Source organism: Streptomyces sp. SX-6, from assembly GCF_059089585.1.
Window position 1 is genome coordinate 53,821 of sequence record NZ_JBTHHU010000011.1, and the last position, 24,149, is coordinate 77,969.

Annotated in this window: 25 protein-coding genes; 16 read left to right on the plus strand and 9 right to left on the minus strand. The window is 70.3% G+C overall.

The features are described from left to right. The first annotated feature begins 26 nt into the window (after positions 1–26). Both ACV530_RS15845 and ACV530_RS15850 read left to right on the plus strand, forming a co-directional pair. Complete coding sequence (locus ACV530_RS15845; protein ID WP_494333099.1) at positions 27–1,490, plus strand: alpha,alpha-trehalose-phosphate synthase (UDP-forming); 1,464 nt, start codon at positions 27–29, stop codon at positions 1,488–1,490. A gap of 126 nt (positions 1,491–1,616) precedes the next feature. Next, complete coding sequence (locus ACV530_RS15850) at positions 1,617–2,372, plus strand: hypothetical protein (protein ID WP_494333100.1); 756 nt, start codon at positions 1,617–1,619, stop codon at positions 2,370–2,372. A 33-nt stretch (positions 2,373–2,405) separates the two neighbouring features. Here ACV530_RS15850 and otsB read toward each other — a convergent pair whose 3' ends face one another. The 3 genes from otsB to ACV530_RS15865 are packed head-to-tail and all read right to left on the minus strand — an operon-like array spanning position 2,406 to position 4,811. After that, positions 2,406–3,245 carry a trehalose-phosphatase gene (gene otsB / locus ACV530_RS15855; RefSeq protein ID WP_494333101.1) on the minus strand — a complete coding sequence of 280 codons (840 nt, stop codon included), beginning with the start codon at positions 3,243–3,245 and terminating at the stop codon, positions 2,406–2,408. Between the two features lie 44 nt (positions 3,246–3,289). After that, positions 3,290–3,523, minus strand: coding sequence for a DUF3263 domain-containing protein (locus ACV530_RS15860; protein ID WP_494333102.1), 234 nt, complete (start codon positions 3,521–3,523; stop codon positions 3,290–3,292). Positions 3,524–3,533: 10 nt separating this feature from the next. Continuing rightward, positions 3,534–4,811, minus strand: coding sequence for an extracellular solute-binding protein (locus tag ACV530_RS15865; protein WP_494333103.1), 1,278 nt, complete (start codon positions 4,809–4,811; stop codon positions 3,534–3,536). A 146-nt stretch (positions 4,812–4,957) separates the two neighbouring features. Between ACV530_RS15865 and ACV530_RS15870 the strand changes: the two genes are divergently transcribed. The 5 genes from ACV530_RS15870 to ACV530_RS15890 all read left to right on the plus strand — a co-directional run bounded on the left by ACV530_RS15870 (position 4,958) and on the right by ACV530_RS15890 (position 10,112). Beyond that, positions 4,958–5,845, plus strand: a complete 888-nt coding sequence (locus ACV530_RS15870; protein ID WP_494333104.1) for an SIS domain-containing protein — start codon at positions 4,958–4,960, stop codon at positions 5,843–5,845. Positions 5,846–6,131: 286 nt separating this feature from the next. Beyond that, entirely contained in the window at positions 6,132–7,079 is a 948-nt protein-coding gene (locus ACV530_RS15875; protein ID WP_494333105.1) for an ROK family protein, read from the plus strand. After that, entirely contained in the window at positions 7,079–8,233 is a 1,155-nt protein-coding gene (gene nagA / locus ACV530_RS15880) for an N-acetylglucosamine-6-phosphate deacetylase (protein ID WP_494333106.1), read from the plus strand. Before ACV530_RS15875 ends, nagA begins: the two co-directional genes overlap by 1 nt. 119 nt (positions 8,234–8,352) lie before the next feature. Further along, positions 8,353–9,291, plus strand: a complete 939-nt coding sequence (locus ACV530_RS15885; protein ID WP_494333107.1) for a 1-phosphofructokinase family hexose kinase — start codon at positions 8,353–8,355, stop codon at positions 9,289–9,291. Continuing rightward, entirely contained in the window at positions 9,282–10,112 is an 831-nt protein-coding gene (locus tag ACV530_RS15890; protein ID WP_494333108.1) for a class II fructose-bisphosphate aldolase, read from the plus strand. Before ACV530_RS15885 ends, ACV530_RS15890 begins: the two co-directional genes overlap by 10 nt. A gap of 173 nt (positions 10,113–10,285) precedes the next feature. Here ACV530_RS15890 and ACV530_RS15895 read toward each other — a convergent pair whose 3' ends face one another. Next, positions 10,286–10,693, minus strand: a complete 408-nt coding sequence (locus ACV530_RS15895) for a DUF7848 domain-containing protein (RefSeq protein ID WP_494333109.1) — start codon at positions 10,691–10,693, stop codon at positions 10,286–10,288. Positions 10,694–10,876: 183 nt separating this feature from the next. Here ACV530_RS15895 and ACV530_RS15900 point away from each other — a divergent pair, with 183 nt between their 5' ends. The 3 genes from ACV530_RS15900 (at position 10,877) to ACV530_RS15910 (ending at position 12,621) form a co-directional block, all read left to right on the plus strand. Then, positions 10,877–11,641, plus strand: coding sequence for a DUF5919 domain-containing protein (locus ACV530_RS15900; protein WP_494333110.1), 765 nt, complete (start codon positions 10,877–10,879; stop codon positions 11,639–11,641). Further along, positions 11,628–12,095 (plus strand): NUDIX hydrolase, encoded by a 468-nt coding sequence (locus ACV530_RS15905; RefSeq protein ID WP_494333111.1) that lies wholly within the window; start codon positions 11,628–11,630, stop codon positions 12,093–12,095. The genes ACV530_RS15900 and ACV530_RS15905 overlap by 14 nt, the downstream gene beginning before the upstream one ends. A 193-nt stretch (positions 12,096–12,288) precedes the next feature. Further along, a complete protein-coding gene (locus tag ACV530_RS15910; RefSeq protein WP_494333112.1) occupies positions 12,289–12,621 on the plus strand; it encodes a peptidase inhibitor family I36 protein in 333 nt (110 codons plus the stop codon). An 89-nt stretch (positions 12,622–12,710) separates the two neighbouring features. On the opposite strand, the gene ACV530_RS15915 is transcribed toward ACV530_RS15910, so the two are convergent. Beyond that, a complete protein-coding gene (locus ACV530_RS15915; protein WP_494333113.1) occupies positions 12,711–13,682 on the minus strand; it encodes a CBM35 domain-containing protein in 972 nt (323 codons plus the stop codon). Positions 13,683–13,789: 107 nt separating this feature from the next. Further along, positions 13,790–15,538 carry a diguanylate cyclase CdgB gene (gene cdgB, locus ACV530_RS15920; protein ID WP_494333114.1) on the minus strand — a complete coding sequence of 583 codons (1,749 nt, stop codon included), beginning with the start codon at positions 15,536–15,538 and terminating at the stop codon, positions 13,790–13,792. 357 nt (positions 15,539–15,895) lie between these two features. On the opposite strand from cdgB, the gene ACV530_RS15925 reads away from it, so the two are divergent. Beyond that, positions 15,896–16,456 carry a flavin reductase family protein gene (locus ACV530_RS15925; protein ID WP_494333115.1) on the plus strand — a complete coding sequence of 187 codons (561 nt, stop codon included), beginning with the start codon at positions 15,896–15,898 and terminating at the stop codon, positions 16,454–16,456. A gap of 60 nt (positions 16,457–16,516) precedes the next feature. Here the strand turns inward: ACV530_RS15925 and arfB are convergent, their stop codons facing one another. After that, entirely contained in the window at positions 16,517–16,942 is a 426-nt protein-coding gene (gene arfB / locus ACV530_RS15930) for an alternative ribosome rescue aminoacyl-tRNA hydrolase ArfB (protein ID WP_494333116.1), read from the minus strand. Between the two features lie 206 nt (positions 16,943–17,148). Between arfB and ACV530_RS15935 the strand changes: the two genes are divergently transcribed. Then, on the plus strand, positions 17,149–17,724 hold the full coding sequence (locus tag ACV530_RS15935; protein WP_494333117.1) for a TerD family protein: 576 nt from the start codon (positions 17,149–17,151) through the stop codon (positions 17,722–17,724). Between the two features lie 39 nt (positions 17,725–17,763). Here ACV530_RS15935 and ACV530_RS15940 read toward each other — a convergent pair whose 3' ends face one another. Then, a complete protein-coding gene (locus tag ACV530_RS15940; protein ID WP_494333118.1) occupies positions 17,764–18,906 on the minus strand; it encodes a serine hydrolase domain-containing protein in 1,143 nt (380 codons plus the stop codon). 173 nt (positions 18,907–19,079) lie between these two features. Here ACV530_RS15940 and ACV530_RS15945 point away from each other — a divergent pair, with 173 nt between their 5' ends. Continuing rightward, complete coding sequence (locus tag ACV530_RS15945) at positions 19,080–19,253, plus strand: antitoxin (protein ID WP_494333119.1); 174 nt, start codon at positions 19,080–19,082, stop codon at positions 19,251–19,253. Between the two features lie 6 nt (positions 19,254–19,259). Here ACV530_RS15945 and ACV530_RS15950 read toward each other — a convergent pair whose 3' ends face one another. Further along, positions 19,260–19,817, minus strand: a complete 558-nt coding sequence (locus tag ACV530_RS15950; RefSeq protein WP_494333120.1) for a GNAT family N-acetyltransferase — start codon at positions 19,815–19,817, stop codon at positions 19,260–19,262. A 357-nt stretch (positions 19,818–20,174) separates the two neighbouring features. Here ACV530_RS15950 and ACV530_RS15955 point away from each other — a divergent pair, with 357 nt between their 5' ends. From ACV530_RS15955 to ACV530_RS15965, 3 genes are all read left to right on the plus strand, one after another. Then, entirely contained in the window at positions 20,175–21,719 is a 1,545-nt protein-coding gene (locus ACV530_RS15955; protein WP_494333256.1) for a M4 family metallopeptidase, read from the plus strand. A 96-nt stretch (positions 21,720–21,815) separates the two neighbouring features. Beyond that, positions 21,816–22,313, plus strand: coding sequence for a hypothetical protein (locus ACV530_RS15960; RefSeq protein WP_494333121.1), 498 nt, complete (start codon positions 21,816–21,818; stop codon positions 22,311–22,313). A gap of 263 nt (positions 22,314–22,576) precedes the next feature. Beyond that, complete coding sequence (locus ACV530_RS15965) at positions 22,577–24,106, plus strand: MFS transporter (RefSeq protein ID WP_494333257.1); 1,530 nt, start codon at positions 22,577–22,579, stop codon at positions 24,104–24,106. The last annotated feature ends 43 nt before the right edge of the window (positions 24,107–24,149 follow it).

Here is a 24,149-nt window from a genome sequence, read left to right on the forward strand (position 1 = left end):
GATCGCGCGGCGGCAAGGCTCGCGTCATGGTTGCCGAGCACACGCACTCCGCCCCGATCGTCGTGGCCTCCAATCGGGGCCCCGTCTCGTACCGGCTGGACGAGGACGGCACGCTGACGGCCGGCCGGGGCGGCGGGGGTCTGGTGTCGGGGCTCAGCGCCCTGCCCTCCGGTTCCGGCGCGCTATGGGTGTGCGCCGCGCTCGGCGAGGGGGACCGCCGCGCGGCACGGCGGTCGGGCGGCAGACTCGACGCCGCCGACACCGGCGGCCACCGGGTGCGGATGCTGGACATCGCGCCGGAGACCTTCTCCGCCGCGTACAACGGCATCGCCAACTCCGTGCTGTGGTTCGTCCATCACATGCTCTACCAGACCCCGCTCGAGCCCGTCTTCGACGACCGCTTCCGCGCCCAGTGGGCGGCGTACGAGGCCTACAACGCCGCCTTCGCGGACACGCTCGCCGAGGAGGCGGCCGAGGGCGCGGTCGCCCTGGTGCAGGACTACCATCTCGCGCTGGTTCCCGGCCTGTTGCGCGAGCGGCGGCCCGACCTGCGGATCGGGCACTTCTCCCACACCCCCTGGGCCCCGCCGGACTACTACGCCCTGCTGCCCGACGACGTGGCCGCGCAGGTGCTGCGCGGCATCCTCGGCGGCGACCGCGCGGGATTCCTCACCCGGCGCTGGGCCGAGGCCTTCGCCGCGTGCTGCGCCCGGGTGCTGGGCGCGGAGCCGCTGTACGAGGACGGCACGGCGGTGGCCGTCCGCTTCGAGGGCCGTACGACCCGGCTCGGCGTGCACGGCCTCGGCGCGGACGCGGACTTCCTGCGGGAGCGCGCGCACCGGCCGGACGTCGAGGAGCGCCTGGCCGTGCTGCGCGAGCGGATCGGCCCGGACCGCAAGACGATCGTGCGCGTGGACCGCACCGAGCTGTCCAAGAACATCGTGCGCGGCCTGCACGCCTACCGGCGGCTGCTCGAGGACCACCCGCAGTGGCACGGCCGGGTGGTGCACATCGCCTTCGCCTACCCCTCGCGGCAGGACCTGGCGGTCTACCGCGAGTACACCGCCACCGTCGAACGGGTCGCCGCGGAGATCAACGAAACCTTCGGCACGGACGGTTGGCAGCCGGTCGACCTGCACGTCAAGGACGACTTCGCCCGCTCGCTGGCCGCCTACCGGATGGCCGACGTGGCCCTGGTCAACCCGATCCGCGACGGCATGAACCTGGTCGCCAAGGAGATGCCGGTCGTCTCCGACCACGGCTGTGCGCTGGTGCTCTCCCGGGAGGCCGGCGCCGCGGCCGAACTCGCCGAGGAATCCCTGCTGGTCAACCCCTACGACGTGGAGGCCACGGCCCGGGCCCTGCACGAGGCCCTGCTGATGGAACCCGCCGAACGGGCGGACCGCACCAAGCGGCTGGCCGCCGCGGCGACGGCCCTGCCGCCCGCACGCTGGTTCCTCGACCAACTACGGGCCCTGGAACGCCTGTAAGGGGCAGGGGCATCTGTAAAAGTCTGTAAAGGGTGGGGCGCGAGCGGCGCGGCGCGCCGGAGTGTGCGCCGTCCGCGCTTCGCCGGGGCTGGCTGGACCACCACGACCCGGGGTACACATGTGATCATGTCAATTGCTCCGCGCTGGCTGGCACTTGCGGCGGCCGCTGCCGCCCTCGTCGCCGTCACCACCACCGGCTGTTCCTCCGATTCCGGCAAGAAGTCCGACGCCAAGGACTCCTCCGCGCCGTCCGCGTCCGGCGACCAGGGCAAGGCGTCCGGCGGACCGTCCTCGTCCGAGGGCGTCACCGGGCAGGCCGTGCCGGTCGGGTCCGGTCCGCAGAAGACGTACACCGCGCAGCAGCAGCCCGCCCCGGGCACCTGCGCCTACCACTACACGGCCAACAAGGAGCCGCTCCCGGACCCCAAGTGCACACCGGGCGCGACCAATCCGAAGGTCACCCAGGCCACCATCAAAGAAACGATCTGCCAGAGCGGTTACACCAAGGGCATCCGCCCGCCGGTGAGCGTCACCAACCGCGAGAAGGCCGACAACGCGAAGTCCTACGGCTACAAGGGCACCATGCGGGACGCCGAGTACGACCACCTCATCAGCCTCCAGCTCGGCGGCGACCCCAACGACCCCCGCAATCTCTGGATCGAGCCCCCCTCCCCCGGCCACAAGGAGGGCGCGGGGCCCAACAACCCCAAGGACGTGGTCGAGACCAAGCTGAAGAACGCGATCTGCTCGGGCAAGGCGGACCTGACGAAGGTCCAGCGCGCCATCGCCCATGACTGGACCACGGCCCTGGCCGCGGTCGGTGTCAAGGACGACGGCAAGACGCCGCCGGCGGCCAAGGAGGAGGCCGGGGACGGCGATTGAGCCGGCTCCGCCATGGGGCGGGCCGGCGCACGGTCACCCGAGCCGGCCCGCCAGGGCGTCCAGCAGCGCGACCACTCCGCCCGGGCCGTCCACGACCACATCCGCCCGGGCCGCCAGCTCGGCGACCTCCGTGCTCCCGCTGCACACCAGCAGCCCCGCCGTCCCCTCGGCCCGCAGTCGCTCGACCGCCGCGAACGCGGCCAGGTCGCCGAGGTCGTCGCCCGCGTACAGCACGCACTCGGCACCGGTCTCGCGCACGTACTCCGCGAGGGCGGCACCCTTGTCGACGCCCGGCGGGCGCAACTCCAGCACCAGCCGCCCCGGTTCGACGATCAGCCCGTGCCGCCCGGCGAGTTCGGTGAGCGGGGCGAGCAGGGCCTCGTACGCGGCCTGCGGGTCGTCGGCGCGGCGGGTGTGGACGGCGATGGCGCGCCCCTTGTCCTCGACCCACGTGCCCTGCCAGGCACCGGATTCGTCGAGCACGCCCGGCAGTTCAGCCTCCACGGCCGTAACGCCCGGGTGCGGTGCGGGGGCCCGTACGGTGCCGGTCACCGCGTCCCACCGCTCGGCGCCGTAGTGCCCGAGCACGACCAGGTGTTCCAGGCCCAGGACCCCGGCGAAGCCGCCGTAGCGCACCGCGACGCCGGCCGGACGGCCGGTGATCACGGCGACGGAGGCCAGGCGCGGGGCGATACGGGCGAGCGCGGGCACGGCCCCGGGGTGGGCGCGGGCCTGCTCGGGATCGGGCACGATCTCGGCGAGCGTACCGTCGAAGTCCAGCGCGACGACCGCGCGTTCGGGCCGTTTCACCAGTGCGGCGAGGCCGTCGCGGCCGGCGGCGGTCACGGGTTCCGGGAGAGGGTGGCTGCCCATGCGCCCGACCCTACCGGGCTCCCGAGCGGGGCGTACCGGAACCGTCAGCGGCGCTCGCGGCGGGCGTCGCGCAGCCGACGCAGCCGGTTGACCGTGACGGGGTCGTGCGCGAGGGCGCGCGGGTCGTCCAGCAGGGCGTTGAGCAGCTGGTAGTAGCGGGTCGGCGTGATGCCGAGCCGCTCGCGCACGGCCCGTTCCTTGGCGCCGGGCCCCGGCCACGACTCCCGTTCCAGGGCGAGGACGGCGCGGTCGCGGTCCGAGAGCTCTGCGTCCGCCACCCGGTCCACGCTAGCGGACGCCGTCCATCGCGGAGGCCTCGCGCTTGATCTCGGCGAGGACACCGGCCGGGTCGCCGCCCTTCTGCACGGCGTCGCCGATCTTCTCCTTGATCGTCTTGCTGACCCTGGCCCACGACGTCTTGTTGGCCGGGTAGAACTCGGCGTTCTGCAGCTGCTTCAGGAACGGGATGAGGTCCTTGCGGACGCCTTCCTTCTGCATCTCCTGGGACGCCGACTCGGTCACCGGCAGCAGGTCGTAGCGGCCGGTGAAGTCCAGCACGGTCTGGGTGCCGTAGAGGAAGTCGAGGAACTGGCCGACCTCCTTGCTGTGGCCGCGCTGCTTGAAGGACATCAGCCAGTCGGCGACACCCATCGTCGACTTGGCGAGCCCGGTGATGCCCGGCAGCGGCGCCATCCCGAACTTCACGCCGCCCGCCTCGGCCTGCTGCATCAGGCTGGGGTGGCCGTTGAGCATGCCGACCTGCCCCTTGGAGAACGCGTCGAACACGTCCTGGCGGTTGGTGCGGGCGGGGTTGCCGGGGCCGGTGAGGCCCTTGCCCACGAGCTCGTCACGCAGCCAGGTGAAGGCCTTGATATTCGCGGCCGAGTCGATGACGTAGTCGTCGTTCTTGTCGGTGTAGCCACCACCGGCGCCCAGCATCCACATGAAGGCCTCGGCGGGGGCCTCCTCGGGACCGAGCGGCAGGCCGAAAGGCATCTTCACGCCCGGCACATCCTTGAGCTTGACGGCCGCGGCCTGGAGCTCGTCCCAGCTCTCGGGCGCCTTGAGGATGCCCGCCTTCTCGAAGAGCGTCTTGTTGTAGAAGAGCATGCGCGTCGAGGAGACGAACGGCAGACCGTACTGGATCCGGTGCACCTCGCCCGTCTTGGCGATCGCGTCGATGAAGTCGGACTGGGTGGGTATGGAGAGCAGCTGGTCGGCGCTGTAGAGCTTGCCCGCCGCCGCGAAGTCGGCGTACGCGCCGATCTGCGCGATGTCCGGGGCGTCGCCGGCGGCGACCATGTCGGCGACCTTCTTGTCGACCTCGGTCCAGCTGTAGACCTCGACCTCGACCGTGACGCCCTTGTGGTCGCCCTCGAAGGTACGGGCCGCCGAGTCCCAGTACTTCTTGGAGCTGTTGGCCGGCTTGCCGTCACCGTATTCCGCCGCGACGATCTTGATCGTCTTGCCGCCTCCGGTGCCGCTGCCGCACCCCGCCAGAGTCGGCGCCAACGCCGCCGTCGCGGCACCAGCCGCCGTCAGACCCAAGAACCGCCGCCGCTGCACTTGCTTTCCGCCCTCGTGGTTGGTTGGTGCCGATCCGTCCGCGGCCACTTTAAGCGCTGACGCCACGAGCGCTTCCCTCGCGGGGTGCTTCGCTGCTACCACGGACGCGACCGCTCACCGCCTCCCCCTCCCAAGGAGTCCCGCGCATGAAGCCGTCCCGCACCGCTTGTGAACTCGCGACCCAGCCCGACTGCTGGCGGCGCGCCGCCTCGTTCGTCCCGGACGGGCTGCCACGGTCCGGCGAGCGGGTCGCCGTGACGGGGTGCGGCACGTCGTGGTTCATGGCCCAGGCGTACGCGGCGCTGCGCGAGGCCGCGGGCGAGGGCGAGACGGACGCGTTCGCCTCGTCCGAGTTCCCGGTGGGGCGTCGTCCGTACGACCGCGTGGTGGCGATCACCCGGTCCGGGACGACCACCGAGGTGCTGGAGCTGCTGTCCGCCCTGCGCGGCCGTGTCCCGACGCTGGCGGTCACCGCCGACCCCGCGACTCCGGTCCCGTCGGCCGCGGACGCGGTGGCGGTGCTGGACTGGGCGGACGAGGAGTCGGTCGTCCAGACCCGCTTCGCCACCACGGCCCTGGCCCTGCTGCGGGCCGCCCTGCCGGGTGGGGCGAAGGCGGTCGCCGCTGCCGCCGCGGACGCGGAGCGGGCCGTCGACGGCCCGCTGCCGGAGGCCGCGCTGGCGGCCGGGCAGTGGACGTTCCTGGGCCGGGGGTGGGCGTACGGCCTGGCGCAGGAGGCGGCGCTGAAGATGCGGGAGGCGGCGGGGGCGTGGACGGAGGCGTACCCGGCGATGGAGTACCGCCACGGGCCGGTGGCCATCGCCGGCCCGGGGCGGGTGACGTGGGCCTTCGGCCCGTTGCCGGGCGGCCTGGCGGCCGATGTCGAGCGGGCGGGTGGGGTGGTGATCCTCGGCGCCGCGGATCCCATGGCGGACCTGGTCCGCGCGCAGCGCGTCGCGGTCGCGGTCGCCGAGTCCCGAGGCCTCGACCCCGACGCCCCGCGGGGGCTGACGCGGAGCGTGATCCTGAGCTGACGGCGCGGTGTGCGGGTGCGGCGCCGTTTCCCCGCCTTCGGCGGGTGCTCCCCGCCCGCGCGCCACCCGTGGCTCGGAACCGGGTTGGCTCGCTTTCCTGTGGGGGTTGCCCGCCGCTGGCGGCTGCCGCCGACGGCGGGCAACCCCCACAGGGGGCCTCGACCAATGGGACGCCGAGTCACAGGTGGCGCGCGGGCGGGGAGCACTACGCCCCGAAGGGGCGTGCCCACCCACCACCGGAACAGTGGACTAGACCTTTCCCACCCCCACACGCGACACTGTTCCCGTGAAACACGTCATCGCCCTGGACGTGGGCGGCACCACGATCAAGGCCGCACTGATCGGCCAGGACAACACCCTCCTGCACGAGGCCCGCCGCCCCACCGGCCGCGACCAGGGCCCGGACTCCGTCGTCGACGGCATCCTCGACTTCGCAGCCGAGCTGCAGAAAACAGGCGGCAAGGCGGCAGCCCTCGGCATCGCCGTCCCCGGCATCGTCGACACGACAACCGGCACCGCCGTCTACGCCGCCAACCTCGGCTGGCAGAACGTCCCCCTGCAAAAAAGGCTGCAAAGCCGCCTCCGCATCCCCGTCGCCCTCGGCCACGACGTCCGCACCGGCGGCCTCGCCGAGGGCCGCATCGGCGCGGGCCGAGGCACGGACCGCTTCCTGTTCGTACCGCTCGGCACCGGCATCGCGGGAGCCATCGGCATCGACGGCCGCATCGAGGAAGGCGCCCACGGCTGCGCCGGCGAGATCGGCCACATCACCGTCCGCCCCGGCGGCGAACCGTGCGGCTGCGGCGGCCGCGGCTGCCTGGAGACGGTCGCCTCCGCCTCCGCCGTCACCCGCGCCTGGGCCGCCGCCTCCGGCGACCCCGCCGCCGACGCCGCCGACTGCGCGAAGGCCGTCGAGTCCGGCGACCCCCGCGCCCGGGCGGTCTGGCAGGACGCCGTCGACGCCCTCGCCGACGGCCTCGTCACCGCGCTCACCCTGCTGGACCCCCGTACCCTCATCATCGGCGGCGGGCTCGCCGAAGCCGGGAACACCCTGTTCGCACCGCTGCGCGCGGCCGTCGCGGAACGCGTGACGTTCCAGAAGCTCCCCCTCATCGTTCCGGCGGCCCTCGGGGACACCGCCGGCTGCCTGGGCGCGGGTCTGCTCGCCTGGGACCTGCTCGCCACGGAAAGCACGCCGGAAACCACGAAGGAAACCACGGAGGCATCCGCCTGATGATCGAACGAACAGTTCTCGCCGGTGCCCGCGTGGTACTGCCGACCGGGGTGATCGAGAACGGCCGCATCACGATCGAGGGCGACCGCATCACCGCGAACACCCCCCAGGACGACGCCACCCTCGACCTCACCGGCCGCTGGATCGTCCCCGGCTTCGTCGACATGCACGTGCACGGCGGCGGCGGTGCCTCGTTCTCCTCCGGCGACCCGGAGGAGGCCCTCACTGCCGTCCGCGCGCACCGCGCCCACGGCACGACGACGATGGTCGCCTCCACCGTCACCGGCGACCTGGACGACCTCGCCCGCCAGGCGGCCGTCCTCGCCGAGCTGACCCAGCAGGGCGACCTGGCAGGCGTCCACTTCGAGGGCCCGTTCATCTCCCCGCACCGCTGCGGCGCGCACCAGCCGGAACTGCTGCGCGACCCGGACCCGGCGGACGTGCGCAAGCTCGTCGACGCCGCGCACGGCACGGCCCGCATGATGACGCTCGCGCCGGAGCTCCCCGGCGGTCTGGAGTCCGTCCGTATGCTCGCCGACCTCGGCGTCATCGCGGCCGTCGGCCACACCGACTCCACGTACGAGGCGACGCTCGAGGCCATCGACGCGGGCGCCACCGTCGCCACCCACCTCTTCAACGCGATGCCGTCGCTGCTGCACCGCGCGCCCGGCCCGATCGCCGCGCTGCTCGAGGACGAGCGGGTCACCGTGGAGCTGATCAACGACGGTACGCACCTGCACCCGTCCGTCCTGGAACTCGCCTTCGCACGCGCGGGCGCGGACCGGGTCGCGTTCATCACCGACGCGATGGGCGCCGCGGGCATGAGCGACGGCATGTACGCGCTCGGCCCGATGCGGGTCGAGGTCAAGGACGCCGTGGCCCGGATCGCCGACGGCCCGACGGCCGGCTCGATCGCGGGCTCGACGCTCACCCTCGACACGGCGTTCCGGCGCGCGGTGACCGTCGACCGGCTGCCGGTCGAGGACGCCGTACGGGCCCTGTCCGCGAACCCGGCCCGCCTGCTGGGCGTCGACGACCGCGTCGGCTCGCTGGAGCCCGGCAAGGACGCGGACCTCGTCGTGTTCGACGCCTCGTATGAACTGGTCGGCGTGATGCGCAAGGGCAACTGGGTGGTACGCCCCGAAATGCCCTGACCCATCCCACAGTTGCGCAACGGCGGCAGGTCCGAGGTCTGGGCCTGCCGCCGCTGTTTTGGCATGATCGCTCGCGCAATCTTCCGAACCGGTCGCAAGAGACGCGCGAGGGGGCGCAGTTGATCCTGACGGTCACGCTCAATGCCGCGCTCGACCTGACCTACCATGTCCCGCGGTTGCTCCCGCACACATCGCACCGGGTCCCGGAGGCGCTGGAGCGCGCGGGCGGCAAGGGGCTCAACGTCGCGCGCGTCCTGGCGGCGCTGGGCCACGCCACCACCGTCACGGGCTTCGTCGGCGGCACGACGGGCGACACCCTCCGACGCCTCCTCGCGCAGAGCGAAGGCGTAACCGACGCGCTCGTCCCGATCGAGGGCGCCACGCGCCGCACGGTGGGCGTCGTCGACGCGAGCACGGGCGACACGACCCAGTTCAACGAGGCGGGCCCCGAGGTCGCGCCCGCCGAGTGGGCCGCCTTCACCGGCCGGTACACACAACTGCTGCACGGCGCCGAGGCGGTGGCCCTGTGCGGCAGCCTGCCGCCGGGCGTACCGGTCGGGGCGTACGCGCACCTCGTCCGCGAGGCCCGCGCCCACGGCGTGCCCGTACTGCTCGACACCGCCGGGGAACCACTTCGCCGCGGCCTCGCCGCGCGCCCGGACGTCGTCAAACCGAACGCGTCCGAACTGGCCTCCCTCACCGGCTCCACGGACCCGCTGCGCGCCGCACGCGACGCCCGCCGCCGCGGGGCACACACGGTGGCCGCGTCCCTGGGCCCGGAGGGCCTGCTCGCCGTCACACCGGACGGCACCTGGCGCGCGTCCCCGCCGGAACGACTCTCCGGCAACCCCACCGGTGCGGGCGACTCGGCCGTCGCGGGCCTGCTCTCCGGCTGGATCCTGGGCCTCCCGTGGCCGGAACGACTGGCGCAGGCAGCAGCCCTCTCCGCAGCAACCGTACGGTCGCCCGCAGCAGGCGAGTTCGACACCGCCGCCTATACGGCGCTGCGGGACCGCATCACGGTCACGGCAATCCCCGAGGAGCCCGTATGCCCCTGACCCGCACGAGCGAACTCCTGCGCACCACCCCCGCCGTCCTCGCGTTCAACGTGATCACCCTCGAACACGCGGAAGCCATCGCGGCAGGCGCCGAGGCCGCCGGCCGCCCCGCGATCCTCCAAATCTCCGAGAACGCCGTGAAGTTCCACGCCGGCAACCTCGCCCCCCTCGCCACCGCAACCGCCGCTATCGCCCGCGCGTCCACCGCACACCTGGCCCTCCACCTCGACCACGTCGAGTCCGTGGAGCTCCTCCACTCCGCCGCCGCCCACGACTTCAGCTCGGTCATGTTCGACGCGTCGAAGCTCCCCTACGCGGAGAACGTCAAGGCCACGGCCGCCGCCGCCCGTTGGGCCCACGAGCGCGACCTCCACCTGGAGGCCGAACTGGGCCGCATCGGCGGCAAACCGGGCGACGCCCACACCCCCGGCGTCCGTACGGACCCCGACGAGGCCGCCGCCTACGTCGCCGACACCGGCGTCGACGCCCTGGCCGTCGCCGTCGGCAGCACCCACGCCATGACCGAACGCACGGCCACCCTCGACCACACCCTCATCGCCGAGCTCCGCGCAGCGGTCCCCGTCCCCCTGGTCCTCCACGGCTCCTCGGGCGTCCCGGACACCGAACTCGCCCGCGCGGTCAGCTCCGGCATCCGCAAGATCAACGTAGGAACGGCCCTCAACAAGGCCTTCACCGGCACCACCCGCGCCTTCCTCGAGGCCCACCCCTCAACCGTCGACCCGCGCAAGTACCTTGCCCCTGCCCGGGAAGCGATGGCGGCGACGGTGGAGCACTTCCTCCGGGTGACCTACCGGGAGTGACTCGCGCGGGGCGGGCACCCGATAACTTGGAAAGGCCCCCGCCAACGGACCGGCTATCCGCAGCGAGGGCCAGCTGTCTTACCGTGCAGCGATCCATCATCGGGATGCGGCCAAAAACCGGCGGCCAAGCCGTCGGCAGCAGCATGGAGCAGAGTGCTTCCCGCTGGCGCTGATCAGTCCACCAAAGTGATGCGCCAATAGCGGTGGACGATCTCTCGATAGCCCGTGTGGCATGGGTTGTGGCCGCAGTGCTGGAAAGCCCAGTTCCTGGCCGCTTCGGACTCCTTGTCCAGCCCGGAGCGGTCGCTGCAGGTCATGCACTCCAGTTCGTGCGTGATGTCCGGTACGCCTGGCACCTTCTCGATGGTCATGGTCCACCGCCCCATCGGGCGCACGTCTTCCGGCTTGGCGTCCCATTCCAAGCCGCCGCGCAGCGGGCGGAGTTGGATACGGGACTCCAAGTGGTCCATGACCTGACCGATCTGCTTTCGGACAGCGTCCACCACGAACGAGCCCGCCACGGGTGCCGGTCCGCTGCCGCGGCCACTGGCACTCGCCCGGCTGCCCAGAGGGTCATTCATCGTCAGCGCTCCTTGTCTCGTTGGCCAGGCGCCGAACCGCACTTCTCAGCAACGGACGCGCGGCCTCTCCTCGGAAGCACCCACACTCGCGGGCCTGATGGGGCGTTCCTACTGCCTTCCAGGGACGTTAAGCATGAAGTCGGAGTACGTTGCGAAGCGTTCCAAACGTCCCTGGGGGTACCCGTGAACGAGGTGCTACGCCACGCCATGGCTCAAACGCGGCTGACCGACCGGCAGTTGGCCGATCGGTGCGGCGTCGATGTCAAGACAGTTGGCCGCTGGATCACTCAGCCCGGGCGGGTCCCCCACGCGCGGCATCGATGGTTGATCTGTGAAGCGGTCGGAGAGGACGAGGCGGTGTTGTGGCCAGCAGCGGCGAAGAAGGCGATCAAGGTCGGACCGGACCGCGAGGTCGTCTCGGTTTACCCATACCGCTCCGCTTGCCCCTCGTCACTGTGGCGTTCGCTGATCACCAAGGCCGAGCGCCAACTGACCTTCGCCGGATACACGAACTATTTTCTCTGGCTCGAGCAGGCCCGTTTTGGAACGGCGTTGCGGCGTAAGGCTGTGCAAGGGTGCCGCGTGCGGTTCCTGATCGGCCACCCGGAGAGCGACCTGACGCGGACACGGGAGCGGGAAGAAGAGGTCGCACTGACGCTTTCCACCCGCATCAGGGTAACGCTCGGCGAGCTGGAGAAAGTCAGGGAACAGACAGGAATCGACGCGAAGTTCAGCGATGGGCACGCGTACCTCTCGGTTTTTCGCTTCGATGACGACATGATCGTGACGCCTCTGCTCACCCATCATGTGGGACACGACGCCCCCACGATGCACCTGCGCCGACACCAGAACGACGGCATGTTTGACCGCTTCGCCTCACACGTCGAGGAACTGTGGCGCCGGGGAACTCCCCTCTGGGAAGGGGGACAACGCGATGGGAAGGCGTGACTACGAGGACGATCCGAACGCGCCTGCCGCGAACAGCCTCGTTCCGGCGGCCTCCGCTGTCGTCATCGACGACAGCGGGCGCATCCTGCTCCAACGGCGGCGTGACAACGACATGTGGGCGCTTCCCGGGGGCGCAATGCACATTGGCGAGTCACTGCCGGACTGCGCCGTGCGGGAAACCAAAGAAGAGACCGGAATCGACATCGAGATCGTCGGCATCGTCGGCACCTACACCAACCCCCGCCACGTGTTCGCCTACGACGATGGCGAAGTGCGGCAGGAGTTCTCCATCTGCTACCTGGCGCGCCCCATGGCCGGACGGCTGGCGGTGTCCGAGGAATCCACGGACGTCCGATGGTTCGAGCCGCGAGAGGTCGAAGCGCTGCCCATGGTCCCCAGCATCCGCAAGCGCGTGGACGACTGGCGCAACGGCGAGATGCCTGCTGCCCGGTAACAGACCGTGCACCCCGCCCAAGCAAGGCTGGCTCAACTACCGAGTCTCAACAGGGGTCTCCAAACGCCCCCCTTGCTGCCACCAAGTCCGTCACATATGGACATCGCCTGGCGCAAACATTTCCGTCGGGTTGATCCGGTTTCCAAGATCACGCTTGAATGGCGGCCCTACTCCGTCTCCCGAGGAGAGTCACATGAGAAACCGTGCCGTGGCCGTGATCGGCGCCACGCTGCTGGCAGCCGTGCCACTCACCACAGGGTCAGCTGACGCGGCGACCAAGTGCCCGACTGGCTCGATATGCGGCTGGCCCAAGCCGGGCCTCGGCGGCGCCAAGGTTATAAAGAAGAACCCGACCCCTGGATGCGACCCATTCAGTGGTTTTCGTTCGGCTTCCAACCAGACCAAGTATCGGATCGTCCTCACCAGCGAGCCCGGGTGTTGGGGCAAGCGCCTCGAACTGAAGCCTGGCAACTACTCGGACAAGATTCCGTGGAAGACGGCGAGCGTAGAGATCTGGCGGCGGTGACCTCTTACGAACCGCGTCGTGCATGAACCAGCTGAGGGGGGTATGTCAGTGCCATACACCCCTCAGCTGCATGAGCCCCCTGTGGAAGATCACCCGTTGGTGAGCCACACCTGATCGAGGTTCACACCGCACCTGTCGCCGGCCTCGCAGGACACCTTGATGGTGTTCTTGCCCTTGGTGAGCTGGACGTTCTGCCAGGACTCGAACCAACCGGTGTCGGTGTACTTCTTCAGGCCTATCTTCCGGTCGTCCGTCTTGCCGTTCGTGGTGACCGAAAGCCCCGCGTCCGAACCCGTCAGGCCGTACCTGAGGTACAGCCGGTACTGGCCCGTGTCCTTGACGTTCACATCCCACTGGACGCCGGTGCCCGGCTGGTTTATCCCCGTGATGTACGCACCGCCCTGGGCGTTGGCGCCCTGTACCGACTTGTCGGTGGTCGCCCCACCGACCAGGTGCAGACTCGCCGCATCGCGCTTCAACTCACCCGCTGCGGACTGGTTCTTGGGCCCCTTCGACGGGTTCGCCCCATCGCTCGGCTTGGTGGACGGCCCCTGGGAGGCCGAGTGGTCCGAGCCCGCGGCCGATTCACTCTTGCCGCCGTCACCGTTGGTCAGCATCGCCACGCCGATGCCGCCCGCGACGACCAGCACCACGGCTATCGCCGCTATCAGCAGCCCCCGCCGCTTCGGCCGTCCGGCGTCCTGCCCGCGCCCGCCGCCGTGACCAGCGCCCGGCTGGCGCGGGGCGCCGCCCGGCAGCGTCTCCGGGGCGGCGTAGTGCGGCGCGGACTGGTGGCCCGGCATGGGCTGTTGGCCCGGGAGGGGCTGGCGGCCGCCGTACGTGCCGCCCGGCGTCTGGGCGCCGTACGTGCCGCCCTGCGGGACACCGTACTGGCGTGACCCCACCGGGCGGACCTGGTTGTACGACATGCGCGGGACGCCGGGCTGGGGCGCGGACGCACCCTGGTCGGTACCCTGTTCGCCGCCTTCCGAGCGGTACAGGTAACCGAACGGGTCGTCTTCTTCCGGCTTGCCAGCGCCGCCGTTGTTACCGGCCGTCATCCCCTGTCACTCCCCAAATGGTGTGCCCGTCGGCACCCACGTCGTCGCGCCGCGGTGGGCGGCGGTGCCGCATCGGCGAAGCGTACCCGAGCGAGATGAGAACAGGCTCAGCCCGCCCGTCGCCCGGCCTTGGCCCGGGACCGCTTCTCGACATACATGCGCTGGTCGGCCGACTGCAACACCTCTTCGGCCGACATCCCGCACCCGGCCCACCCGATGCCGAAGCTCGCGCCGACCCGCACGGCACGCCCGTCCACCCGTATCGGCGGGATGATCGCGTTCCGCAGCCGGACCGCGAGGTCCTCCGCGTCGGCCCGGCACAGGCTGTCGGCGAGGACGACGAACTCGTCGCCGCCGAGCCGGGCCACGGTGTCGCCGTCGCGGACGCCGCCGGTGAGCCGGCGCGCGACCTCTATCAGCACGGCGTCGCCGGTGTGGTGGCCGAAACGGTCGTTGATGGACTTGAAGCCGTCGAGGTCGCAGAAGAGGACCGCGAGGCCCCTGCTCTCCTCGTCGCTCTCGTCGTCCAGCGCGACGGTGTGTTCATGACGGTCGTAGGCGTCGTAGGCCCGGTCGTCGCCGGGACCGAGCTCCCCGTACTCGGCGTACTCGTCGGCGAGTGGCTCCGGCGCGAAGTCCGGCACGCCGTCGGCACCGAAGCCGGACCCGTGCGACGCGCCCGCCGGGACCAGGCTGGTGACCTCGGCGAAGCCGTCGAGCCGACCGAAGGGCGACAGGACGCCCATCGAGGCGTACGCGTCGCCGCCGGGCGGCCGGGTGCACAGCCGGCTGCTCAGACGGGCGCGCAGCTCGGCGCTGTTGGGCAGGCCGGTCAGCGAGTCATGGCTCGCACGGTGGGCGAGCTGGAGCTCGTGCCGCTTGCGCTCCTCGATGTCCTCGACGTGCGTGAGCAGGAACCGCGGGCCGTCCGCGGCATCGGCGACCACGGAATTGCGCAGGGACACCCATACATAGCTGCCGTCGCGCCGGGCCATGCGCAGCTCGGCGCGGCCGCCCTCGGCGGAGGTGCGCAGCAGGGTGCCGATGTCCTCGGGATGGACGAGGTCGGAGAAGGAATACCGGCGCATATGGGAGGCGGAGCGGCCCAGAAGCCGGCAGAGCGCGTCGTTCGCCCGGTGCAAGCGGCCGTGCTGGTCCCCGCCCATTTCGGCGATCGCCATACCGCTGGGCGCGAATTCGAAGGCCTGGCGGAAACTTTCCTCGCTGGCGCGCAGCGCCTGTTGCTCGCGCTCGAGCCGGACGAGAGCGCGCTGCATGTTTGCCCTAAGGCGGGCATTGCTGATCGCAACTGCCGCCTGGAACGCATACATCTGCAAAGCCTCGCGCCCCCAGGCGCCGGGCCTGCGGCCGTTGCGGGGTTTGTCGACGGAAATCACGCCCAGCAGCTCGCCGCTCGACGAGCCCGCCGTGTACATGGGGGCGAAGAGCCGGTCCATGGGGTGCCACTCGTCGGGGAACCGCGGCGCCGGGCCCGCGGTGCGCCACTGCGGGACGTCGTCGTCGTCGAGGACCCAGCCCTCCGTGTACGGGATGAAGCGCAGCTCACCCCAGCGGTCCCCCATGGCCAGCCGGCGCTCCCAGGACACCCGTGAGCCGACCCGTCCGGCGAGGAACGCCTCGGCGCTCGCGCTGCCGGCCACGGCCGCGACCACGAGGTCGCCGTCCGGCCGCACCAGGTTGACGGCCGCGAGCTCGTAGCCGAGCCCGGCCACAGCCCCGTCCGCGACCGTCTGCAAGGTGTCGGCAAGACTGCGCGCGGTGTTCAGGTCCGCTACGGCCTGATGAACCTGCCGCAAGGTCGCCAGGCGTACATAGGGCTCCGATTCGGACTCCATAGCTCGCTCTCCCCCGAGACCTCGACAGCTGCTCCAGATTTTCTTGTCGTGCGCTTACCACGGCCACTGAATCACAGCGAGCTGACAACTCGGTACACAGGGTCAACAAATAGGGCCCTCTGTGAGTCATGTCACAGTGCGTGACGAACCGGCGCTCACCTGCTCCGAGCGCCCCCTTATGCTTTCTCAACGCAAATTGGACGTCCCCGGTAAGCAATGTGCGCGCAACACACATGAAATTGCGCGCGGAAAGCAGGGAAGTGACCGGGTGGCCAGAAGACCTAGGACCGATAGCAGAACCGTCCTGGTCCCACAGTCCGATGCGACGCCCCGGACGGGACGGATAGCGTGATCGGCGTGCTCCAGACGACCCAGGCGACCACGCCCACCGAGACCGGCATAGCGCATCCTGAAGGGGTGACCGCCGACGAATTCCGCGCCACCCTCGCCCGCCTCGCCGCGGGCGTCGTGCTGGTGACCGCGCACGACCCGGAGGACGGTCCGCGCGGCGAGGATGTCGGCATGACGGCGACGGCCTTCCTGTCCGTCTCGCTCGACCCGCCGCTCGTGCTGGTCAGCGTCCGCACCGACTCCCGCATGGACGACCTGCTCTCACGTCACCCGCTGTGGGCGGTGTCCATGCTCGCCGAGAGCCAGCGGCACATCGCCGGGCGCTTCGCCATGAAGGGCCGCATCAGCGACCGGCTCCTCTTCGAGGACATCCCGTACACGCGCGGCGAGGTCTCCGGGGCCCCGCTGGTCGGGGGCGCGCTCGCGACCCTCGAGTGCCGCACCGAGCAACGCGTCGAGGCGGGCGACCACACCCTGGTCATCGGCCGGGTGCTGACGGCCGCTTCACCGAGCACGGAGAGCGGCCCGCTGATGTACTTCCGCGGCCGTTACCGCAACCTGTCGTAGACCTCGCAGGCCTCGTAGGTCTCGTAGGTCTCGTAGGTCTCTAGACAGCGCGTCAGTTCATTACCAATCGCGGCCGGAGCGCCCACGCTTGGTGTCGGCCCGCTGCTTCTTCTCGCGCAGGCGACGCTCGTTGATGCCGCGCGGAATCCTCGTCGGCTTCCTGGGCCGCGGCGGCGGTGCCGTCGCCTCGGCCAGCAGCGCCGCGAGCCGCACGGCCGCCGTCTCGCGGTTGCGCCACTGCGAGCGGTGCTCCGACGCCCGTACGGTCACCACGCCGCCCGTCAGCCGGCCGGCGAGCCGCTCCAGGGCGCGTTCCTTCCACACCTCCGGCAGTGCGTCCGTGGCCGCGAGGTCGAACCGCAGCTCCACCTGGCTGTCGCTGGTGTTGACGTGCTGGCCGCCCGGCCCCGAGGAACGCGAGAAACGCCACTGGAGCTCGGCCTCCGGGAGGGAGACGGAGCCTCGGATGACGTAAGGACCGGACATGTCCCCATCATCCCTTCCCGCGGCGCCGCCCGTCACCTCGATTTGCACGGCCTCCGGGCCGACCCGGCATCAGAAGTCAGTAAAGAAAGTAAAGAAAGCTGGAACCAGGCCGTCCTCATGGGGCGTTGTGGGGGTAACGGATCACTTCCCTGAGACCCGACGAGACCCGACGAGACCCGACGGGATCCGACCAGAAAGAGGCCCCCATGCCCGTAAGCCTGTCCAAGGGCGGCAATGTCTCCCTCACCAAGGAGGCCCCGGGCCTGACGGCCGTCGCCGTCGGCCTCGGCTGGGACGTCCGCACCACCACGGGCGCGGACTTCGACCTCGACGCGAGCGCGATCGCGGTGAACGCGAGCGGCAAGGTCTATTCGGACGCCCACTTCGTCTTCTTCAACAACAAGCAGACCCCGGACCAGTCGATCGTCCACACCGGCGACAACACGACGGGCCAGGGCGACGGCGACGACGAGACGATCAACGTCAACCTCGCGGCCCTGCCCGCCGACGTCGACAAGATCGTCTTCCCGGTCTCCGTCTACGACGCCGAGGCCCGCGCGCAGAACTTCGGCCAGGTGCGCAACGCCTACATCCGCATCGTCAACCAGGCCGGCGGCGCCGAGATAGCCCGCTACGACCTGACCGAGGACGCCGCCACCGAGACCGCCATGGTCTTCGGCGAGCTCTACCGCAACGGCGCGGAGTGGAAGTTCCGCGCCGTGGGCCAGGGCTACGCGTCGGGCCTCGTGGGCATCGCGAAGGACTTCGGCGTCAACGTCTGATCCGGTACGGCCGCCCCGGCAACGGGGCGGCCTGCCTGGTCACTTGGCGCAGAGCGCGGTGTTGAGGAACTTGCCGACCGCGTCGTCGGCCTTCTTGCCCTTGGTCTGATCCACGCTGAACGAGACCGTGAGCTGCCGCTTGCCGTCAGGGGTCATAAAGCTGAAGGTGTTGTAGCCGAGGACGCTTCCCGAGTGTCCCCACGCATTGCAGTCGTCGCCTCGGGTCTCCAGCCCCAGACCGTAAGTACGGTGGTCCTCGGGGTCGTTGATGATCACCGACTTGTGCATCTGCTTCAGCAGGCGCTGCGGCAACAGCTTTCCGCCGGACAGCGCGCGGAAGAAGGTGTTCAGGTCGTGGGTGGTGGAGATCATCGCGCCCGCCGCGCCCCAGGCCGAGGGGTCGAAGCCGGTGAAGTCGGCCAGGCCGCTGGTGCTGGAGTACGGGGCCCTCTCGTAGCCGTGCAGGTGCCGGCCCGGTATCTGCGAACCGGTCGGGTAGGACGTGCCCTTGAGGTGCAGGGGGTTGATGATGCGCCGGGTGATCTCCTGGCCGATCGTGTGCCCGGTGGTGCGCTCCACCAGCAGCCCGAGGACCAGGTAGTTGGTGTTGGAGTAGTGCGCGAACCCGGCGGGCTCGGGCTTCAAGTTGTCCAGGGCCCAGTCGATCTTCTGACGCGGCGTGCGGTCGATGGTCTGCAACTGCTTCATCGCCTTCTGGGGCCCCAGGTTCACGAGCATCCCCCGGACGTAGTCAGGAAGCGTGCTGGTGTGCTGGAGCAGCTGCCGCACCGTAATACGCTTGCCGCGCTCGCGCAGCAGACCCGGCAGATACTTCTCCACCGGCTCGTCCAGCCCGATCTTCTTCTCCGCCACGAGCTGGAGCACGACCGTGGAGACGAAGCTCTTGGTCACGCTCCCCGCCCGGAACCGGTCGTCGGCACCCGGGCGCCGCTTGGTCTTCAGGTCCTCCACGCCGCTGGTCGAGCGCCAGACACCGTGCTCGTCGCGCAGCTCGACGACCACGCCGGGCACACCCTGGGCCACCACCGCGTCCAGGGATTTCTGCAGGGCGGCACGGTCGTGCGCCTTCGGCGCGGCGGCGACGGAAGGGGCCGCTGTGACGGCCAGCGCCGTGGCGGAAAGCAGTGCGGCAACAGCGGCGGATCTACGGTGAACGCGCATAACCGGAACGGGCCTTTCGATTTCTGTACGCATTTGTGCGCCCTCAACCTAGGTCGCCGCGATCACCTTGTCGATCATGACTAAGGAGGATGCCGCCCCGCGTTTCCCCCGGGATGCGGCGGGGGAAGAATGCCGCGATCCTGGATCCGTCAGGCATCCGAAGGAGGACAGCCATGTCCGTAATGGACAAGCTCAAGCAGTTGCTCAAGGGCCACGAGGACCAGGCCGGGAAGGCCGTCGACAAGGGCGCCGACATGGCCAAGGAGAAGACCGGCGGCAAGTACGACGAACAGATCGACACCGGCAGCGAGAAGCTCAAGGACCAGTTCCGCGACGACCAGCCGTAACAGCACTCACCACAACCGGTCGATCATCCCCGGATACAGCCCGACACGGCTGTGCCGGAAGGATTCCGCACCCTCTTTGCCCAGCGCCGTGAAGAACCCGGCCATGGTGACCTTGTCGAACCCCGGCCCGTCGCTGGGGAACGGATCCGCGGGCGTACCGCCGATGAGGGCGGCGCCCTCCAGGAGTTCCCACCCGGCGCTCTCGTAGAAGTGCCGCAGCGGACGGTCGCAGGTGAAGAGCCCGACGTCCGCACCGCTCCCCGCGATCACCTCACGGGCGGCAGCCACGAGCTGCCGCCCGTTTCCTTTGCCCTGGTGCGCCTCGCTCGTGACGACCGCGCTCAGCCCGCAGGCGCGGTAACGAATACCGCCGTGCGCAATGCTCTTGGACAGGATGTCCAGCGCCGCCACCACTTCTTCCTCCGGTGACACAAGAAGCATCGAGATCGGCCGCAATGCGGGATCGTGTCCGCCACAGCCCGGCCACGCCCGGTCGCGGAGCGTTTGCGCCTGCGCGAAGAGGTCCGCTGGTATCCGGTCTTCCGTAAATGTTCTGACCTGCACGAGTTCTCCTCCCGGTGTCCTGTTCGCAGACTAGCGGCCCGGGGGGATTTCGTATGTTCCGGGCGGACCATCCACTGCCGTCACCTCAACTTGGCCTGCACCAAACCGGGTTCGCCAACAGCGGCCGAATTTAACCCTTCTTGAATAAAGGTCGATCACATCCTTGTTGCGCCCCTGTCAAAAACGCGCAATTGCTGGCACGCTCTCCTCCAATCGCTCCTGCACCTCTCGTGCATCAGCAGGCCGTTGCCTTCACGGCTGCCGTAACCCCCCTCAGAGGAGACAGAGTTGACCAGCATCACCGCCCATCGCCGCAAGACCACTCTGCGCGCCGCCGCGCTGATCGCCTCCGCCGCCATGGTCGTTGTGGGGGTGCAGACCGGCAGCGCGAACGCTTCGGGCGACCGGGAAGGCGGAGAGCCGCTCGCGCTCTCGGCCGGGCAGCGGGCGAGCGCCCTCCAGGACGCACAGAACGAGTCCGCGGCGACCGCCGCGAAGATCGGTCTGGGCGGCAAGGAGAAGCTGATCGTCCGTGACGTCGTCAAGGACGCGGACGGCACGGTGCACACGCGCTACGAGCGCACCTACGACGGACTGCCCGTCCTCGGCGGCGACTTGGTGGTGCACCAGGAGAAGAGCGGCAGCCGCACTGTCACCAAGGCGAACGACGCGGCCATATCCGTGCCGACCACGGCCCCCTCGCTCGCGCCCTCCGCCGCGAAGAAGAGTGCGCTGGCCGCCTCCGCCGACGCGAAGAACAGCAAGACCGACAGCCAGTCCCCGCGCAAGGTCATCTGGGCCGCGCAGGGCAAGCCGGTCCTCGCGTACGAGACGGTGGTGGGCGGCGTTCAGCCGGACGGCACTCCGAGCGAGCTGCACGTGGTCACGGACGCGTCCACCGGCAAGGAGCTCTTCCGGCACGAGGCCATCGAGACCGGCGAGGGCACCAGCAACTACAGCGGCAAGGTCCACCTGGACACCACCAAGTCGGGCTCCAAGTACACGCTCAACGACGGCAAGCGCGGCGGCCACAAGACGTACAACCTGAACCAGGGCACGTCCGGCCAGGGCAGCCTCTACACGAAGACCACCGACACCTGGGGCGGCGGCAAGGACTCCGCGGCCGTCGACGCGCACTTCGGCGCCGCGGTGACCTGGGACTTCTACAAGAACGTGCTCGGCCGCACCGGCATCCGCAACGACGGCAAGGGCGCCTACTCGCGCGTCCACTACGGCCAGAACTATGTGAACGCCTTCTGGAGCGACTCCTGCTTCTGCATGACCTACGGCGACGGCCAGGGCAACTCCCACCCGCTGACCTCGATCGACGTGGCCGCCCACGAGATGACGCACGGCGTCACCGCCGCCACCGCCAAGCTGATCTACAGCGGTGAGTCCGGCGGCCTCAACGAGGGCACCAGCGACATCCTCGGCACCGCCACCGAGTTCTACGCCCACGTCGGCCCCAACCCGGGCAACTACCTCATCGGCGAGCAGCTCAACCTCTACGGCAACGGCAAGCCGCTGCGCTACATGGACAAGCCCAGCAAGGACGGCAAGTCCGCCGACTACTGGTCCCCCGGCGTCGGCCAGAAGGACGTCCACTACTCCTCGGGCGTCGCCAACCACTTCTTCTACCTGCTGTCCGAGGGCAGCGGAAAGAAGACGATCAACGGGATCTCCTACGACAGCCCGACCGCCGACAACTCCAAGATCAAGGGGATCGGCCGGGACAAGGCCACCAAGATCTGGTACAAGGCGCTGACCACGCAGTTCACGTCCACCACCAACTACAAGGCCGCGCGCACCGGGACGCTCGCCGCCGCGAAGTCGCTCTACGGACAGAACAGCAACGAGTACAAGACCGTCGCCGCCACCTGGACCGCCCTCAACGTGCGGTAACCCCCCACGGCGCACGCCCGCGGCTCCTCCCGGGCCGCGGGCGTGACGCCATGCCGCGGGCGTGACGCCATCCGTTTCCGTGACACCATCGATGGCGTGATCGACCTCGGCTACTCGCTCTCGCGCCGCTTCCCCGACCCGCCCCAGACGGACTACCGCACCGCGGACGTACGGACCCTGCGGCACGACCTCTTCTGCGGCGACGTCTACCTCGCCGACGTGAAGGCCGACCGGGAGCTGTCCACAGCCTGGGGATGGGTACCGGTGCTGGACTTCGCGTGGGCGCTGTGCGACATCATCGAGGAGCTCGACCGCGATCCCCGGGGCAGCCGGTCCTCCACCCCGCGGTTCGCGGAGCTGGACTTCACCGAGTCGACGGACTGCATGCTCTTCGAGCGGCGCTTCGGCTGGGTCGAGGTCACGGCGGACTGGATGCCGGCCGACGAGCCGCCGCTGACGTTCAACCACGCGGTGCTGCGGCGGGAGGCGCGGGATTTCCTCCACGATCTGATCGCGGATCTGTGCGACATGCACGAGGGTCTCGCCGACAATCCGGCGGTCTGGGCACTGCAGAGCCGTTTCCCGCGGGTGTAGGGGCACCATCTCTTCCGGGGCTGCGCCCCGGACCCCGAAACCGCGCTCCGCGCGGTTGTCCTCAAACGCCGGACGGGCTGGATTTGCCCGGCCCGGCACTATCAAGCCCGTCCGGCGATTGAGGACGAGCGGCGAAGCCGCGACAAGCGGGGCCCGGGGCGGAGCCCCGGAAGAAACGGTGAAAGGGCGGGGCAGGGGCAACCTCCACCCCACCCCGCACCGGTGCACAGCCCAACGCGCGACCCCCGCCCCCGCGCCCTACCCTGAAGCGTGTGAGCTCCGCTCCGGACCCGCACCGCTGGTGGGGCCTCCTCTTCATCGCCCTGGCCCAGCTCATGGTCGTCCTCGACGCGACGATCGTGAACATCGCCCTCCCCTCCGCCCAGCGCGAGCTGCACATGTCGGACGGCAACCGGCAATGGGTCGTCACCGCCTACACACTCGCCTTCGGCGGCCTCCTCCTGCTCGGCGGCCGCATCGCGGACCTCGTGGGCCGCAAACGCACCTTCCTCGCCGGCCTCGCCGGCTTCGCCGTCGCCTCCGCCCTGGGCGGCGCGTCCACGACCGACTGGCACCTGTGGGGCGCCCGCGCCCTCCAGGGCGTCTTCGCCGCCGCCCTCGCCCCTTCCGCACTGTCCCTGCTGACCACCACCTTCACCGACCCACGGGAACGCGGCAGAGCCTTCGGCATCTACAGCGGCATCGCCGGCGCGGGCTCGGCGATCGGACTGATCGCCGGCGGGCTGCTCACCCAGTACCTGGACTGGCGCTGGTGCATGTACGTCAACGCCCCGATCGCCGTCGCGGCCTTCCTCGGCGGACTCGCGGTGCTCCACGACCACCGCCCCGAACAGCGCCCCCGCCTGGACATCCCCGGCGTCCTGCTCGCCTGCACGGGCCTCGTCGCCGTCGTCTACGGATGCAGCGAGGCGAGGCCGCGCGGCTGGGGCAGCCCCGTCGTCCTCGGCCTCCTGTGCGGCGGAGCGGCGCTGCTCGCCCTGTTCGGCTGGTGGCAGACCAGAGCCTCCAGCCCCCTCCTCCCCCTGCACATCGTGCGCGACCGCAACCGCGCGGGCGCCTTCCTCACGCTCGCCCTGTCCGTCATGGCCATGTTCGGGATGTTCCTGTACATGACCTACTACTTCCAGGGCGTCCTCGGCTACCGCCCCGTCACGGCCGGCCTGGCGTTCCTGCCGCTGTCCGCGACCATCATCGTGACCTCGACGCAGATCTCCTCCCGGCTGCTGAACCACCTGCCGCCGCGCATGATGATCACGCCGGGTGCGCTGTTCTCGGCGACGGGGCTGTTCCTGCTGACCTTCCTGCCGGTCAAGGCGTCGTACGCCGCACACGTCCTGCCGTCGGCGATCCTCTTCGGCATCGGCATGGGCCTGACCTTCGTGGCCGTGATGGACACGGCCACCCGCGGGGTCGCGCCCGGTGACGCCGGCGTCACCTCCGCCACCGTCAACACCTCGCAGCAGGTGGGTGGTTCGATCGGTACGGCACTGCTCAACACCATCGCCACGTCCACCACCGCCGCCTACCTCGCGACGCACCTGAAGACCGCGGCGGCCACGGGCGGGCTGACCCCCGCGGTCAGGAACGCCATCGTCAACGACGGTGTCCTGCACGGCTTTCACGCAGGGCTCGCCTGGGCCTCGGGGATCATGCTGCTCGCGGCGGCCGTCTGCTGGCTGCTGATCACCGCTCCCGCCCCGAAGCACAGGCAGGCCACCGGCGGCACAGCAGCGGCCCCCGCCTACGACGCCCACCGCATGCGCGCCGTCTGAACAACCCTCCAGAAAATCCGTGGCACACCGCACACCCCGCCCG